The organism is Thermoleptolyngbya oregonensis NK1-22 (assembly GCF_032705245.1).
Classification (GTDB): domain Bacteria; phylum Cyanobacteriota; class Cyanobacteriia; order Elainellales; family Elainellaceae; genus Thermoleptolyngbya; species Thermoleptolyngbya sichuanensis.
Genome location: NZ_CP053540.1, coordinates 1111073 through 1125007 on the forward strand (window position 1 = coordinate 1111073; position 13935 = coordinate 1125007).

Here is a 13935-nt window from a genome sequence, read left to right on the forward strand (position 1 = left end):
CCATCCTCGCTTCACTCCATCACCCACTCACGCAGGCAATCGCCATGAACCAGGACAATATCAAGCTTTCGCAACTGCGGGCGCTGGTGGCCGTGGCAGAATCGGGCAACTTTGGCGAGGCAGGGCTGCAACTGGGCGTGTCGCAGTCGGCGGTGAGCCATGCGATCGCCACTTTGGAGTCTGAACTGGGCGTGATCTTGTTCACGCGGGGGCGACGCGGGGCGCATTTAACCCCGGTAGGCGATCGCATCCTGGGCCATGCCCGCCAAATGCTGCACCTGCTGGAGGTGATGGATAAGGAAGCCAACCTGGCCAAGGGACTCCAGGGCGGCCAGGTGCGGGTGGCCTCGTTTCGCAGCGCGGCAACGCACCTGCTGCCCGACATCATCGCCGAGTTTCGTCAGGACTATCCCGGCATCACCGTCAGCATTGAGGAATTTCGCGGAGCCGCCGAGATCGAGCAAAGCTTGCGGGAGGGGCGCGTTGATATTGCCCTGTTTTGCTGGAGCGCGTCGGTGGAAGAGTTCGACACTTGGACGCTGTGCCAGGATGAATACGTGGCGCTGCTGCCGCCCGATGCCGAGTTGCAGCATTCTCCGCTGACCTGGGAGGAACTGACGAGCTTCCCCATGATCATGCCCGTCGATACCGACCACTGCTTCTTTCTGATTCGCACGCATCTGGCAGCGCACAAGGTTCCCATCCAGCCTGCCTACAAGATCAGCGAAGATTCCACCATCGTCAGCATGGTGATGCGGGGGCTGGGCGCGACGATCATGGCGCAACTGGCAGCCGAACCGCTGCCGCCGGGAATTCAGGTGTATCCGCTGCCCGTGCCGCTGATGCGCGAGTTTCAGGTGGCGGTTCGCAAAGACGCGCTGCATCCGCCTGCGGTCTACGCCTTTTTGGATGCGCTGAGGCGGTCAGCCCCGCCAGAACAGCAGCCAAATTCCGGCGATCGCCACCAGCACCCCCAGCACCGCCCGGAGACTCACGCGATCGCCCAGCGCAACGGCAATCGGAATCACAAATAGCGGGCTGGTGGCCAGCAGCGATTGGGCGACACCCGCTGGCGCGAACTTTAGGGCGGTTTGCTGGAGCCAAATGCCTAGAAACGTGCTGGCAAAGGCCGTCCCGGCGACGATGCTCAAAAAGCGGGGCGATCGCAACTGACCCATCTCCTTGCCCACGCTGCGAAACTGCGGCGGTTTGACCAAGAGCCACAGCAGCACCACCCCCAGCCCCGCCACCAGCCGGATCAGCGTGCCCCACAGCGGGCTGATGTCGGTGGTCGAAAGCGCCGCCCGCGAGAGGACGGCCCCGCTGGCCTGGCTGAGTGCTGCAATCAGTCCAAAGACCAGGCCGCGCAGGGGGCGATCGCGGGGAAGTCCTGGGTCGGGCGATCGCTCCACAATCACCCACGCCACGCCGCCCACCGTCAGCCCAATGCCCAGCCACGCCGCGCCGCTCAGCCGCTCTTGCAAAACCAGCAGCGCCAGCAGCGCCGTCAGCGGGGGAGCCAGCGATTCCAGCAAGAGGCCCCGCCGCGCCCCAAGGCAGTTCAGCGATGCAAAATAGGCCGTGTCGCCCAGCCCAATGCCGATCGCCCCGCTCAGCCCCAGCAGCCAAACAGCCGACCCGCTCGCCGCTGGCAGCCCCACCCCCCGCAGCCCCAGCGTCAGCCCAATCAGCCCAATGGAAATCAGCCCCTTAGACACATTCAGCGCCGTGGGCGAGAGCCGCCGACCGAGCCGGGTAAACGCAATGGAGGCGATCGCCCAGATCAGGGCCGCCGCCAGCGCCGCCAGTTCTCCCCGAAACGCCGCCAACCCCGTCACCCGGCAAACTGCCCCAGCAGCGCCAGAAACCGCTCCCGGTCAAAACTGCGCGGGTCGCTGCGGCTGCCAGAGCGATCAACAGCCCGATGGGTGGTGATGCGGTTGGTAGGGATGCCCGTGCGGGCAGTCAGCCAGGCCAAGGATTGATACTGAGCCGACGTATAGCCGCTGTGTCGCGCCTGGTTGCCGCGGCCGTCGCCGGGGGTTTCCAGAGAGATGTGATAGGCGAAGTTATTCACCGAGGGCGGAAACTGCGGATTGGTGTTCACCGTTTCTCGACCGTTGGGCCCGTCAAACACCGAATTTCCCGCCCCAAAAGCGCGATACTCCGGCGGCACGATATACACCACCGTCCCGTTTAGCCGGATCAGGGCGTGATAGCTGCGCTGGTCGGCATCGTTGGGATGGGGCGTGCGGAAGGTGTTGAGGGCGCTGCTGGCAGAGCCGACGGTTTCATGCAGCACCACGATCGGGTCGTTGTTGACGGGGCGACCCGCAGCATCCGTCAAAAAGCGATAGCCAAAGTTGGTCGGGTGGGGCGGCGCAATTTCCTGGCGTGGTGTGTAGCGGGAAGCCACCTCGCGCATGACGGGATAGGGCACGCGCACGCTGGACAGATCCGCTTTGCCAGGAACCAGAACCTGCCGCTGGTCGTTGGGGATGGGGTCGGGCGGCACGGGCAGCGGCACGCGATCGGGCGGAATGGCGGGGTCGGCAACGGCAGGAACCTCCGGCGCTGGGGGACGGGGCGCAGGCTCGGGCCGCGAAAACCGGGGAATCGCCGCCGCCCCGTTCATCAGCAAGACCACCAGCAGCGTGGCCACCATTGCCTGCAATAGCCGTTGTCCCATAGTTCAGTTCTCTGAAAGTGTTCGGAAAGTGTTCTAGACGTTCTCTAACGCGACGTGCAACGTTCAAGCTGCCCTCATCCCCCGACCCCTTTTCCCAAGTCGGGAGAAGGGGAGCAAGAGCGGCTTGAAGTCTCTCTCCTGCTTTGGGCTACTGTGTACACACAAGTCTTGTATGCTCAGACGGCAATGCTTTGATCCCCCCTAACCCCCCTTAAACAAGGGGGGAACCAAACCCGGAGTGCCTCGCATCAGGGTGACCTAGCTCGAAAGTCCCCCTTCTCAAGGGGGATTTAGGGGGATCTTTCGCAGCAGAGAGAACTGGCTCGAAAGTCCCCCTTCTTAAGGGGGATTTAGGGGGATCTTTCGCAGCAGAGAGAACTGGCTCGAAAGTCCCCCTTCTTAAGGCACTGACACACTTGAAACAGCAAACTGACTGCCCTCATCCCCCAACCCCTTCTCCCAAGCGGGGAGAAGGGGAGCCAGACAAAGGCTTTAAGTCCCTCTCCCCCTCTGGGAGAGAGATTTAGGGTGAGGGCTGAAATTGCTGCGTGAAGTATACTAGTGCCCTTCCCAAGGGGGATTTGGGGGGATCTTGCAGAACCTGACGCAAACAATCGAGACGTGTATGCACAGTAGCCTTGGGGTAAGGAATTTAGGGTGAGGCTGCAAGACGCTCAAGCACGAGAACCGTACCTCTGTTCGGCAACGCCCCAAATCCCTTATGCAGAGCTATCCCAATCTAATGCCTTCTGACCCGCTTCGCAAAGGGGAAGCCAGATTTTGAGAAGCGGGCCCTGCGCTCGTCAACTCTAGACCCAGCGAATACAATAAAGCCAGCACCAAAAAATTGCCCCATGAGCCAAACCGTAGACATCCTAATTGATCTGAAAAATGCCGGACTGGACTTGTCCGAGGAAGAACTGGAAGACTTTTCGCTGTCGCTGGCAGACGAGCTAAGAGATGGACTCGCTGAAGAGGCATGGCTGGTGCGTCAGGCTGCGGCACCTGAGGGCAGTAAAGGTGCAGAGGGGTTCGACTGGGGCATCCTGAAAGCCGAGGTGAACCTGGAAAACATTGGCAAGCTGCTGGGCTGGTTGAAGGAGCGCTTTGTCGGCAGCACGCTGACGCTGGAATACGGCGAGGTGAAGCTGACCTATCGCACAGAACAGGAATTGCAAGCCCAAGTCGCCGCGCTAGAACGAATTCAGGATTTGAAGATTCGAGTGGTAAATGGCAAGTCTGAGGGCTGATGGCGAGAGTTGCGCTGCTAATCGGTACAGGAGAATATTTGGACGGCTTCAAACCCTTGCCCGCAGCGACGAAGGATGTAGAAGCCGTAGCCGCTATTTTGTGCGACCCCGAAATGGGCGGATTCGATGACGTAAAAACGCTCATCAACAAATCACAATCTGAAATCGCAGAAGCCATTGAAACCTGGTTTGGAGCGCGGCAAAAAGATGACTTAGCACTGCTCTATATTTCTGGGCATGGTGTTAAAGATGCTCGATCGGAGCTATATTTTGCGGCTGGCAACACGCGCAAACAAAGAGAAGAACTGGTGCGATCGACGGCGGTTTCTGCGAGTTTTGTTCGAGATCGTATTCGAGATAGCAAAGCAAAGCGACAAGTTGTTATTCTCGACTGCTGCTTCAGTGGAGCCTTTGGCGATTTGCTTTCCAAAGATGACGACCAGATTGATTTGGAAAACGTGCTAGGAGCTGAAGGCCGGGTCGTTCTCACGTCCTCTAGCTCGATTCAATATTCTTTTGAGCAGCGAGATAGCGAACTCTCAATTTACACACGCTATCTGGTAGAGGGCATTCGCACAGGCGCAGCGGATGCGGATGGAGACGGGGCAATTTCAGTGCGAGAGCTGCATCAATATGCCAGTCGCAAGGTGCAGGAAGAAGCGCCTGCCATGACCCCCAAAATCATTGTTCTCAAAGATGAGGGCTACCAAATTCGCATTGCGAAAGCCCCACTGGGCAACCCCAAGGTGAAATATCGCAAGGAAGTGGAAGTCATCGTCCAGGAAGATGATGGCACCATCGACGAGATTTTTAGCCGCCCTGTGCTGGAAGAATGGCAGCGCAAGCTAGGACTTTTAGACGAAGAAGCCACAGCCATCGAAGCGGAAGTATTAGAACCAATTCGCCAATATCAGGCGAAAATTTACCGCTACCGGGACGTATTTACTCGCGCGATTCAACACAAAAATCCACTGGGAGAACGCGAACAAAAGCGGCTTAAGCAGCTTCAAACCATGTTGGGCTTGCTAGATGAAAACGTAAAGCCGATTGAGGCAGAGATCCTGTCACACCTGCCAGAGACAGCTTCAAGCCCAGTATCCAACGCGCCAAGTCCATCCACTGAACCCACAGTGCCCACAGCACGTGAGATTCCAAAAAAAGTAGAAAAACCAAAGGTTTCAAGTCCCGCTTCGGAACCATTAGCCTCCAAAACCGTCGAAATCCCTGAAGAAGATGATGATCTAAGTTCTGAAAAGGGCATCGACTATGCGCCCCTGCGCGACCTGCTGAAGGCGCAGGACTGGTATGCAGCAGATCGGGAAACCTATCGGACGATGATCACCGCCGTTGGCAAAGAGCAGGGCGATTGGTTTACTAAAGATGAACTGCTGAACTTTCCCTGCACCGACCTGAAAACGATCGATCGCCTCTGGGTGAAATACAGCCAGGGGCACTTTGGCTTTAGTGTCCAAAAGAAAATCTATGTCGAATGTGGTGGTAAGCTAGACGGCAATTATCCAGGCGATGAGATCTGGGAAAAGTTTTGCGATCGCGTCGGTTGGCGCAAAAATAACGAGTGGCAAAACTACTCCGACCTAAACCCCTCCCTTTCCTCTCCCCAAGGAATTTTCCCTGTGGTGGCTTGGTTGCGGTGTCGGGCGTTTTCGGGTTGGCTTTTCCTCTGTTGCGGGTCGGTGCGTGGGAGTTTCGTCGGCCGGGTTTCTCGCACGAGACTTGTAGACTGTAGCAGATAAGCGCTTCAGCCTTTCTTAAAGTTTTGTAACCCAACCTGTTTCTACCGCATAACCCACCTCCTGGCGATCCGTTACCTGGCACCTGACGTTTTTCTACGTCGAGTCCGTTATTTCCTCGAACTGGAGCTTCATCACCTCCGGGTCATAGCAATTCGCCAACACAAACTTCTTCGCCACCTGCCGGATCTCTGCTGCGGGGGTTTCCCACTCGTCCCACAGGCTCTTTTGGCCGGGGCTGCTCTTTTTCTTTAGCCTGCTCCGCGCCTTGATTTGCGCCAGCAGCTTGGTTCCCCAGGGGTTCCGTTTCTCCGGCTTCGGCTTCGGCTTATATTTTTTGCAAAACTGGCGATAGATCGCCGCACACAGATCCAGCGTTCTGCCCAATGCCAAAAACGCCGGATGCCACTGTGTCAGTCCGTCCTGGGTCAGTCGGTCGTAGCTGCCGTAGTTGCTGTAGTCATAAAAAAATCCCTGCTGCATTCCCGCCGCTTTGGGGTTGGCGTGGATATAGCGCAGCGTGTTCAGCGCTTGCCGCTTGTCGCTGATGGGAAAGCTGGTGCTGTGGTAGCGCTTTTCCCAAAAGTGTCCGGTGCGGTTCAGCATCCGGTTCAGGCACATGGCGCTGTACCAGTTCAGCCAGTGCATGATCTTCGGCAGGTCTTCCGGCTGCTGTGGCTCCAGCAAATAATGCACATGGTTGCTCATGATGCACAGTGCATACAGCTTGAAGCCGTATTTGTCCTGGCATTTGTCGATGGCGTAGAGCAGCACTTCGCGGTATTCGGGCTTCGTGAGGCGAAACTCGCGGTTGTTGCAGCGAATGGTGACGTGGTGGCAAGAGCCAGGGCGGAGTTGGCGAGGTTGGCGTGGCATGAGATCCCCCCTAGCCCCCCTTAGGAAGGGGGGAACCGAGCTGTTCCGGAAGTCCCCCTTATTAAGGGGGATTTAGGGGGATCGGTTCGGGTGCGAGACTTTCGGAGATCCCCCCTAGCTCCCCTTAAGCCAAGGGGGGAATCGATTCCACACTGCTGGCGGCAGAACGTAGCGGCTCTGATAGGGCCTGGGCGATCGCCCTTAAGCTTCTGGGATCACTGAGCATCCAGGCGTGGGCGGGCACGTTTAGCACCACTTCGCGCCCCACGCCCAGACAAGAACTGCGGGCGGGCAAAATCATCAAATCTAGCGGTGTCCAGATGGAGGTGAAGTTTAGCTGTTCTAGGCAGCCCACATCGCGGTTGAGGTCGTATAGGAAGGGACTTTTGATGGACATCTGGCTGGCTCCGATGTTGGGGCGCAGGTAGGCCGTCCAGGTGCCGCAGTGGGGGGAGGAGATGGTGACAAAGCGGCGCACGCGCTCTAGCCCGCCGAGGCGCTGCACGAAATAGCGGCTGATGATGCCGCCCATGCTAAAGCCGACCAGATCGAAGGGCTGCCCCGGCGGGATCACCTGCTGGGCATAGTCGGCAAGCTGTACTGCCAGCACATCCAGCCCTACGTCGCCGTTGCTGGGTGTCAGGTTGGGGTGGTGAACCTGCCAGCCCTGCGAGGTGAGATAGGGAGCCATCCTGCGAAACACGGCGGCGGTGTCGTCGATCCCGTGAACCAAAATGACCGGATGGCGATCGCCCGATGGAGAGGATATTTCGTGAAGGCGGGTCATAGTGGGAGGCTAGCGCTTGATTGGCTTAGATTTTTTTAGAGTTTTAGAGAACCGTACAACAAACTTCCTGTTTCAAGGGTAGCGGGGGGCGATCGCCCTCTGTGGGGTTAGTGTGCCAGTTTGTTGTGCCAATTTTCTCGCCAGTTTTCTGCGCCAATTTACCTCGCCAGTCTTTCGTATCCGGTTTGCCCAGCCAATTTTGCAGACCAGTTTCCGATCAAACGCTTTTGGGAACGCTAAATGAAAACCTGGCTGATTGACGTTGACTCGAATAGAATATTAAAGAAATATTAAACCCGCCTTTAACTGAACCCCGGACTTTGCTGCTGGAACGAAAGCCTGAATTACCCACACCTGCACTTCCCCCAACAGATGGATTGGAACTACTTCGACATTGCAATTGGAACAGTCATGGAGGGCGATCGCTGGCATTGGCGGGCAACCCTGCCAACGGGCATGACGATTACCTCAAACCAGGGCTATACCACTCCCGTCCAGGCCATTAGCTGTGCGCGGCTGTGGATCGCCACGGAGTCGATGCGCCGAGCGTTTGAGGGCTGCCTGGTCGAACTGCGCGATCGCGGCACGATTCAAGCCCAGGAGTTTTTCAACCTGATGCGATCGCTAGAGCAGCAGATCCAGCAAGGGTGACAGGGCGAAGAAGGAAAAACGAAGAATGAAGAACGAAAAAACGGAACCTCTTTGTTCTTCTCTCTTCGTTCTTCGTTCTTCTCTTTTCCCTCACTCCATTACCCTACGCCGCCAGACCATTGTGCCGCAGCAGCGGTTCTGTATCTGGTTCGCGGCCGCGGAAGGCTTTGAAGACTTCCATCGGGTGCTTGCTGCCGCCGAGGGAAAGGACGGTGTTGCGGAAGCGGCGGCCCGTTTCGGCGACAGCGGCTTCGTTATCCAGACCGGCTTCTTCAAAGGCGGAGAAGGCATCGGCGCTGAGGACTTCTGCCCACTTGTAGCTGTAGTAGCCTGCCGCGTAGCCGCCGCCAAAGATGTGTCCAAAGGAGCAGAGGAAGGCATCTTCGGGCAGAGGCGGCAGGACGGTCGTGGTTTTGGCGAGGCGATCGCGCACGTCCTTGGGAGTTTCGGCTCCACCGGGCACATAGCGGTGATGCAGTTCGATATCCAGCAGGCTGAAGTGTATCTGCCGCAGCATGGCGCTGCCGCTCATAAAGTTGCGGGCCGCCAGCAAGCGCTGATAGAACGTTTCGGGCAGCGGTTCGCCCGTTTGATAGTGCTTCGCTAGGCTAAACAGCGTCGCCCGGTCGTAGCACCAGTTCTCCATAAACTGGCTGGGCAGTTCCACTGCGTCCCATTCGACGTTGTTAATGCCCGCTGCGCCGGAATAGTCCACCGTTGTCAGCATGTGCTGCAAGCCGTGGCCAAACTCGTGGAACAGCGTTTCTACCTCATAGAAGTTCATTAGGCTGGGTTTGCCGTCTACGGGCGGCGACTGGTTGCAGACGAGGTAGGCAACGGGCAGACGCACCTTGGACACGCCCGCTTCGACGTAGCGCTTTCGGTTGATGGCAAAGTCCATCCAGGCTCCGCCGCGCTTTTCGGCAGGACGGCTGTAGGGGTCGAGATAAAAGTAGGCGATCGCCCCACCGTCTTCATCGCTCACCCGAAAATAGCGCACGTCGGGATGCCACACGGGCGCTTCCCCATCGGCAGGCGTAATCACAATCCCAAAAATCCGCTTCGCCAGCCCAAACAATCCATCTAGCACTTGCTCCAGTGGAAAATAGGGGCGCAGTTCCTCTGCATTCAGCGCATACTTCTCTTCGCGCATCCGCTCCGACCAAAAGGCCGAATCCCACGGCTGAAAGTCCTCGGCTTCGGGTGCGCCGTGGCTGCGGGCAAACTCCTTCAGCGCGGCCAGGTCTTGCTGAGCAGCGGCATAGCTCGATCCGCGCAGGGATTCCAGCAGGTGTTCTACTGCGTCTACGCTGGGGGCCATTTTGCTAGCGAGGCTGAGTTCGGCATAGCTGCCAAAGCCGAGAATGCCCGCCATCTCTTTTCGCAGCGTCAAAATGCGCTCGATGATCGGCTGATTGTCGTGTTCGCCAGACGAAGCTCGGGTGATGTAGGCACGATACAGCGTTTCGCGCAGGTCGCGGCGGCGGCTGTGTTGCATGAAGGGCAAGTAGCTAGGCATATCCAGCGTGATGCGCCAGGGCCCTGCTTCGGGCGTGGCGGCTTCTGCCCCGGCTGCGCGGGCTGCCTGGGCCGCTTGGGCCAGCAGCGTTGGCGGCAGTCCTTCTACCTCGCTGGGCTGTGTCAGCGTCAGGCTAAAGGCTTTGGTTTCGTCTAGCAGGTTGTTGGAAAACTGGGTAGACAGGTTCGCTAGCTCAAGCTGGATCTCGTTGAAGCGATCGCGCCTTTCGCCTTCTAGCCCCACGCCCGCTAGCTCTGCCTCGCGGATGGATGACTCGATAATCCGCTGCTGGGCTTCGCTGAGGGTGCCCCAGTCGGCGCTGTTGCGAATTGCCTTATACCCGTCATAGAGCGGCTTGCTCTGGCTCACACGCATCCCAAATTTCACCACTTCGGGCTGCATGGCTTCCTGGGCCTCGCGCAGTTCCGGGCTATTCTTCACGCCCATCAGGTGGTTCACCACGCCCCACGCCCAAAATACAGGTTCGGTCAGGGCTTCTAATGGCTCGATCAGTCCTTCCCAGGTTGGCTTGGTGTTTGTCTCCAGATGCGTCAGGGCATCGGTCGCCTTGGCCAGCAGTTCGGTCATGGCTGGCACGACGTGTTCAGGACGAATCTGGTCGAAGGGGGGAAGACCTTTGCCAGCCAGGAGGGGGTTCGCGGTAGTTGCAATCATAAAAGTGAATGGGGGATGGAGTGAATGGAGGATGAATGGGGTGCCTGAGCGTTTAAGAAAATGCAGGTAAGAATCTCAGGTAAGAATCTACTAAGAATCTACAGTCGAAGTCATATCAACTCCGCCCTAGACATTCGATCTTAAGCGATCGCCCCCAGAGTTGCCATCCAGCTTTCTAGCTCAATCCTGAAATCTATCGGTTTTTCTGCAAAAAGGCAAAACAGGACGCAAGCATACACTTACGTCCTTCTTCTGAACTAGGCTCAATCTCAGGCCCAGCCTGACACCTACCTAAAACCTATGGAAGATCAAAGAAGATCAATCCCTAGATCAGCCGCGGCTAGCTCCAAAACTGCCCGAAATAGGTCGATGCCGTTTTAGCGTAAGTGGCCCAGCCCGCCTCTTCTGATTTCGAGGCCCAGCAGCGTTCTAGGTGGCTAACGGCCTGCTCTAGGGTGCTGTCTTCCAAGAAAAACCACGCCAGCGCACGCGGGGCGATCGACATCCCCGTGGCAAAGGGAACCGTAGGCAAATCGAGGGCGATCGTCGCCTTGTCTCCCGGCTCTCGATGCCGATAAGACTCCCACGCAAAGAACTCGCCGAACTTATGGGTGAACCATTTCATACCAAAAAACCTCCACAATTACACTGGGGAGGCACTTCAAAACCTGTCACCATCACCACCTTGAGGGCATTGCCAAAAGCAATGCATAAGGATGGATATGTCCGAATCTTTTTCCGTGCCCTACGTTACCGTTTAGGATCACATTTTCACTATAGCACCCTCAGATTAGAGCGCGTGTACCGCAGCTAACCTCTCCCAGATACAAAGCGTCCCAGATACAGGCCGCCTGACCTGCAACAGGTCACCCCTGGGTTCACGCCTGTCCAGATCAGGAGGCAACCTGCGCTCACTGCAAAAAACACTCAGAAACACCAAGAAGCGCTTCGTGGGACTTACGCACCTGCGATGAGCTGCCTGCGTTTCGGACGATTGCTCGCGGGTGCATCTCGATATAGATTCTCCAACGACGCAAGCCCTAACTTGGTTTCATCAAAACAACACAAAGTCCGTATAGTTGATGTTTCGTATGTAAAGAGTAGGCGAAAGATCAAACAAAACCGCTCTAGATCCTGGAATCTGCGGAGAGATACAAGTGCTTTGACCTACCAATCTTCATAAACGTAGGCACATCTTTAAAGCCTGCGTAAGCCCTTCACAAGTTCCAGGCAGAGTTTGAATTCTTTGTGAGTTGAGAACCAATCCACTGTAAGTGACAACCCTCATTTTGTATCTTAAGACATATGGATTCAGTGCATTTACCAGTATCTCTCAGCGACATCTCAGTGGTTTCTAGAGGTTGATTCTGTGGTGATGCTCTGGGAGTTGTAAGGTCAGTCTCTGATGTCTAAATGCCCTAGAGCCACCCCAGCACTGATTCATTCATATCAGCATTGTCCGATGAGACTGATGCCAGGATATGCAAGAAGCTCACAAATCACTCACGAATTTCTCAGGGTTCTGCGGTGTCAGAAGAATCCAGCTTGGTTAGGCTCAGCTTCTATGAAATTAATGCTTGTTTGCACATCTGGCGGTCATTTCTCAACCATGAGAGACATGGAGTCGTTTTGGTCTCAGCACGAGAGAGTCTGGGTAACGGACTTTAAGAAAGATACGAGTCTTCTAAATGACTTGAATGAACGAGTTTGCTGGCTGCCCTATCAGGGCCCAAGAGACTGGAAGCGTTTTCTAATGAACCTGCCCAGATCTCTGAGAGTTCTGCTTCTAGAGCGCCCTGATATGGTGCTTTCGACGGGTGCAAGTATAGCAGTGAATTTCGCGATCTTGTCCAAGCTGTTAGGAATTCGCTTCTTATATATCGAGAGCATTTCTCGTTCAGATGAACTGAGCCTGTCTGGTAAATTCATTTACCCGCTCGCCGATGAGTTTTATGTTCAGTGGCAGGAGTTGACCGAAAAATACCCAAGAGCAATCTTTAGAGGAACTGTAGCCTGACTCTAAATTAAAACACTCTCGGTCATTCTCGTTTAGTGATTTCTAAGTTGTTCCTGAAGATCCCAGAACACGATGATTATTCTCACTCTTGGCACGATTCCATACTCTTTCGATAGAGCGATTACCTGGCTACACTTGCTGCTAGAGCAACAGGTTATCTCCGAACCTGTTTTTATTCAGAGCGGGGTCACTGATACCTCTCTTGTTGATCGCCATCCCCTTACAACAGTGGTCAAGACGATTGAGTCTAAAAAGCTGATTGCTTTGGCCAAAGAAGCTAGGCTGGTTATTTCTCATGGCGGCCAGGGTTCAACACGAATGCTGGCTTCGCAACAGGCTCGCTTTGTTTTGCTGCCGCGACTGGCTCGCTTTGAGGAGCATATTGATGATCACCAGCTTCTATTTGCTAAAAGTATGCAGCGATTCGGGGTCAAGCACTGTTTGGCCTTGGATGAGCTTCGACAGTTTGTGCTAGAACCACCGCCGCCCTTCCGAGGACAGTTATTTAATGGGCCAAAGCTGGCGGATCATCTCATTGCAAAGTATCCGGGACTGAAAGAAGTTGCCTTTAAGCAGGCGGGTTGTCTAGAGACAGTTTGAGGCGAACCCGTTGAGTTTCCTTCACCTAGTCTCCGTATGAATCAAGAATAAGTTGTATGTCTCCGCTGGTCAGCGTCATTATCAATAACTATAACTACGGCCGTTTTCTGACACAGGCTATCGATAGCATCCTCAATCAAACCTACTCTGAAATAGAGGTGATTGTGGTTGATGATGGCTCTCAGGATGGTTCCCAAGAGATTATTCTGAGCTATGGCGATCGCATTATTCCGGTTCTGAAGCCCAATGGCGGACAGGCCTCTGCGATGAATGCAGGGTTTCGAGTCAGCAAGGGAGAAATTATCATTTTCCTGGATGCGGATGATTATTTCTTTCCTCATGCAGTGGATACGATTGTTGCTCAATGGACCCCCGACACTGCCCAAATACAGGCTCGACTGGAATCACGAGATGCAGAGGGAAATTACATTGACCTGTATCCTGCGCCGGAGATTACTTTCAACACTGGAGATGTCACCCCGTTATTGCTCACAAAAGGGCGATATAACACGACCGTGACTAGCGGCACTAGCTTTAGTCGGATAGTGCTGGAAAAAGTTTTGCCCATTCCCGAAGCAGACTTTCGGATTTCTGCGGATGGCTATTTGGTGTCTGTTTCGCCTTTTTATGGTCAGGTATTTGCAATTGAAACTCCAATTGGGGTTCGTCGGAAGCATGGTGAAAATCTTTGGGCTGCGTCTAGTCAGGAAATCGACGTTGCTCGCTTTCGGAAATCATTGCAGCATGACCGTTTGAGATATCAGGCGATCGCTGCAACGGCAAAGAGTGTGGGGCGATCGCTCGATGGTGATCCCGGCTTGAAGGACACCCTGCATTTGACTGATCGAATGGTTTCGCTTAAGGTCGATCCCCAGGGGCATCTATATCCAACAGATTCCTGCGTGATGCTTGCCTGGAAGGGATTTTGGGCAGTTTGGAAATATTCCACCTATTCCAAGAAACGAAAGCTGATTCTGAGCCTGTGGTTTCTATGGGTAGGCTATCTGCCTGTGGCATTGGCAAAGCCTGCGATCGCCTGGTTCCTATTAGGAAAATCTCGCCCTCGATTTGTAGACAAGCTTATAAAACAGATCAGAGCAGCCACCAGCTAGGTTTATGA

At 55.4% G+C, this 13935-nt stretch carries 13 protein-coding genes; 7 read left to right on the plus strand and 6 right to left on the minus strand.

All coding sequences use genetic code 11. The features are described from left to right. Nucleotides 1-44 precede the first annotated feature (44 nt). Nucleotides 45-1034 (plus strand): LysR family transcriptional regulator, encoded by a 990-nt coding sequence (locus HNI00_RS04800; protein ID WP_316791153.1) that lies wholly within the window; start codon nucleotides 45-47, stop codon nucleotides 1032-1034. Here the strand turns inward: HNI00_RS04800 and HNI00_RS04805 are convergent. Both HNI00_RS04805 and HNI00_RS04810 read right to left on the minus strand, forming a co-directional pair. Next, a complete protein-coding gene (locus tag HNI00_RS04805) occupies nucleotides 924-1838 on the minus strand; it encodes an EamA family transporter (RefSeq protein ID WP_316791155.1) in 915 nt (304 codons plus the stop codon). The genes HNI00_RS04800 and HNI00_RS04805 overlap by 111 nt on opposite strands. Further along, the gene (locus HNI00_RS04810; RefSeq protein WP_316791157.1) at nucleotides 1835-2689 is read right to left on the minus strand and encodes a peptidoglycan recognition protein family protein; all 855 of its coding nucleotides are present in this window, start codon (nucleotides 2687-2689) and stop codon (nucleotides 1835-1837) included. The genes HNI00_RS04805 and HNI00_RS04810 overlap by 4 nt, the downstream gene beginning before the upstream one ends. An 854-nt stretch (nucleotides 2690-3543) precedes the next feature. Here HNI00_RS04810 and HNI00_RS04815 point away from each other — a divergent pair. Further along, nucleotides 3544-3939 (plus strand): hypothetical protein, encoded by a 396-nt coding sequence (locus HNI00_RS04815; RefSeq protein WP_316791159.1) that lies wholly within the window; start codon nucleotides 3544-3546, stop codon nucleotides 3937-3939. Continuing rightward, complete coding sequence (locus tag HNI00_RS04820) at nucleotides 3939-5693, plus strand: caspase, EACC1-associated type (protein ID WP_316791161.1); 1755 nt, start codon at nucleotides 3939-3941, stop codon at nucleotides 5691-5693. The genes HNI00_RS04815 and HNI00_RS04820 overlap by 1 nt, the downstream gene beginning before the upstream one ends. Before the next feature lie 93 nt (nucleotides 5694-5786). Here the strand turns inward: HNI00_RS04820 and HNI00_RS04825 are convergent, their stop codons facing one another. Together HNI00_RS04825 and HNI00_RS04830 are read right to left on the minus strand one after the other, a co-directional pair. Next, a complete protein-coding gene (locus tag HNI00_RS04825) occupies nucleotides 5787-6566 on the minus strand; it encodes a transposase (RefSeq protein ID WP_316791163.1) in 780 nt (259 codons plus the stop codon). Between the two features lie 124 nt (nucleotides 6567-6690). After that, complete coding sequence (locus HNI00_RS04830) at nucleotides 6691-7353, minus strand: esterase/lipase family protein (protein WP_316791165.1); 663 nt, start codon at nucleotides 7351-7353, stop codon at nucleotides 6691-6693. A gap of 372 nt (nucleotides 7354-7725) precedes the next feature. Here HNI00_RS04830 and HNI00_RS04835 point away from each other — a divergent pair, with 372 nt between their 5' ends. After that, complete coding sequence (locus HNI00_RS04835; protein WP_172353511.1) at nucleotides 7726-8004, plus strand: hypothetical protein; 279 nt, start codon at nucleotides 7726-7728, stop codon at nucleotides 8002-8004. A gap of 103 nt (nucleotides 8005-8107) precedes the next feature. On the opposite strand, the gene HNI00_RS04840 is transcribed toward HNI00_RS04835, so the two are convergent. Continuing rightward, complete coding sequence (locus HNI00_RS04840) at nucleotides 8108-10198, minus strand: M3 family metallopeptidase (protein WP_316791167.1); 2091 nt, start codon at nucleotides 10196-10198, stop codon at nucleotides 8108-8110. Between the two features lie 340 nt (nucleotides 10199-10538). Continuing rightward, nucleotides 10539-10823 (minus strand): hypothetical protein, encoded by a 285-nt coding sequence (locus HNI00_RS04845; protein ID WP_316791169.1) that lies wholly within the window; start codon nucleotides 10821-10823, stop codon nucleotides 10539-10541. A 948-nt stretch (nucleotides 10824-11771) separates the two neighbouring features. On the opposite strand from HNI00_RS04845, the gene pssD reads away from it, so the two are divergent. From pssD to HNI00_RS04860, 3 genes are all read left to right on the plus strand, one after another. After that, nucleotides 11772-12215 (plus strand): PssD/Cps14F family polysaccharide biosynthesis glycosyltransferase, encoded by a 444-nt coding sequence (gene pssD, locus HNI00_RS04850; protein WP_316793406.1) that lies wholly within the window; start codon nucleotides 11772-11774, stop codon nucleotides 12213-12215. 72 nt (nucleotides 12216-12287) lie between these two features. Next, complete coding sequence (locus HNI00_RS04855; protein ID WP_316791171.1) at nucleotides 12288-12815, plus strand: glycosyltransferase; 528 nt, start codon at nucleotides 12288-12290, stop codon at nucleotides 12813-12815. A gap of 56 nt (nucleotides 12816-12871) precedes the next feature. Next, nucleotides 12872-13927, plus strand: coding sequence for a glycosyltransferase family 2 protein (locus HNI00_RS04860; RefSeq protein ID WP_316791173.1), 1056 nt, complete (start codon nucleotides 12872-12874; stop codon nucleotides 13925-13927). The last annotated feature ends 8 nt before the right edge of the window (nucleotides 13928-13935 follow it).

What these genes read in the sequence shown, in the direction of transcription:
- HNI00_RS04800 (WP_316791153.1), top strand. Translation starts at nt 45, where the DNA reads ATGAACCAGGACAATATCAAGCTTTCGCAACTGCGGGCGCTGGTGGCC.
- HNI00_RS04810 (WP_316791157.1), bottom strand. Translation starts at nt 2,689, where the DNA reads ATGGGACAACGGCTATTGCAGGCAATGGTGGCCACGCTGCTGGTGGTC.
- HNI00_RS04815 (WP_316791159.1), top strand. Translation starts at nt 3,544, where the DNA reads ATGAGCCAAACCGTAGACATCCTAATTGATCTGAAAAATGCCGGACTG.
- HNI00_RS04820 (WP_316791161.1), top strand. Translation starts at nt 3,939, where the DNA reads ATGGCGAGAGTTGCGCTGCTAATCGGTACAGGAGAATATTTGGACGGC.
- HNI00_RS04825 (WP_316791163.1), bottom strand. Translation starts at nt 6,566, where the DNA reads ATGCCACGCCAACCTCGCCAACTCCGCCCTGGCTCTTGCCACCACGTC.
- HNI00_RS04830 (WP_316791165.1), bottom strand. Translation starts at nt 7,353, where the DNA reads ATGACCCGCCTTCACGAAATATCCTCTCCATCGGGCGATCGCCATCCG.
- HNI00_RS04835 (WP_172353511.1), top strand. Translation starts at nt 7,726, where the DNA reads ATGGATTGGAACTACTTCGACATTGCAATTGGAACAGTCATGGAGGGC.
- HNI00_RS04840 (WP_316791167.1), bottom strand. Translation starts at nt 10,198, where the DNA reads ATGATTGCAACTACCGCGAACCCCCTCCTGGCTGGCAAAGGTCTTCCC.
- HNI00_RS04845 (WP_316791169.1), bottom strand. Translation starts at nt 10,823, where the DNA reads ATGAAATGGTTCACCCATAAGTTCGGCGAGTTCTTTGCGTGGGAGTCT.
- pssD (WP_316793406.1), top strand. Translation starts at nt 11,772, where the DNA reads ATGCTTGTTTGCACATCTGGCGGTCATTTCTCAACCATGAGAGACATG.
- HNI00_RS04855 (WP_316791171.1), top strand. Translation starts at nt 12,288, where the DNA reads ATGATTATTCTCACTCTTGGCACGATTCCATACTCTTTCGATAGAGCG.
- HNI00_RS04860 (WP_316791173.1), top strand. Translation starts at nt 12,872, where the DNA reads ATGTCTCCGCTGGTCAGCGTCATTATCAATAACTATAACTACGGCCGT.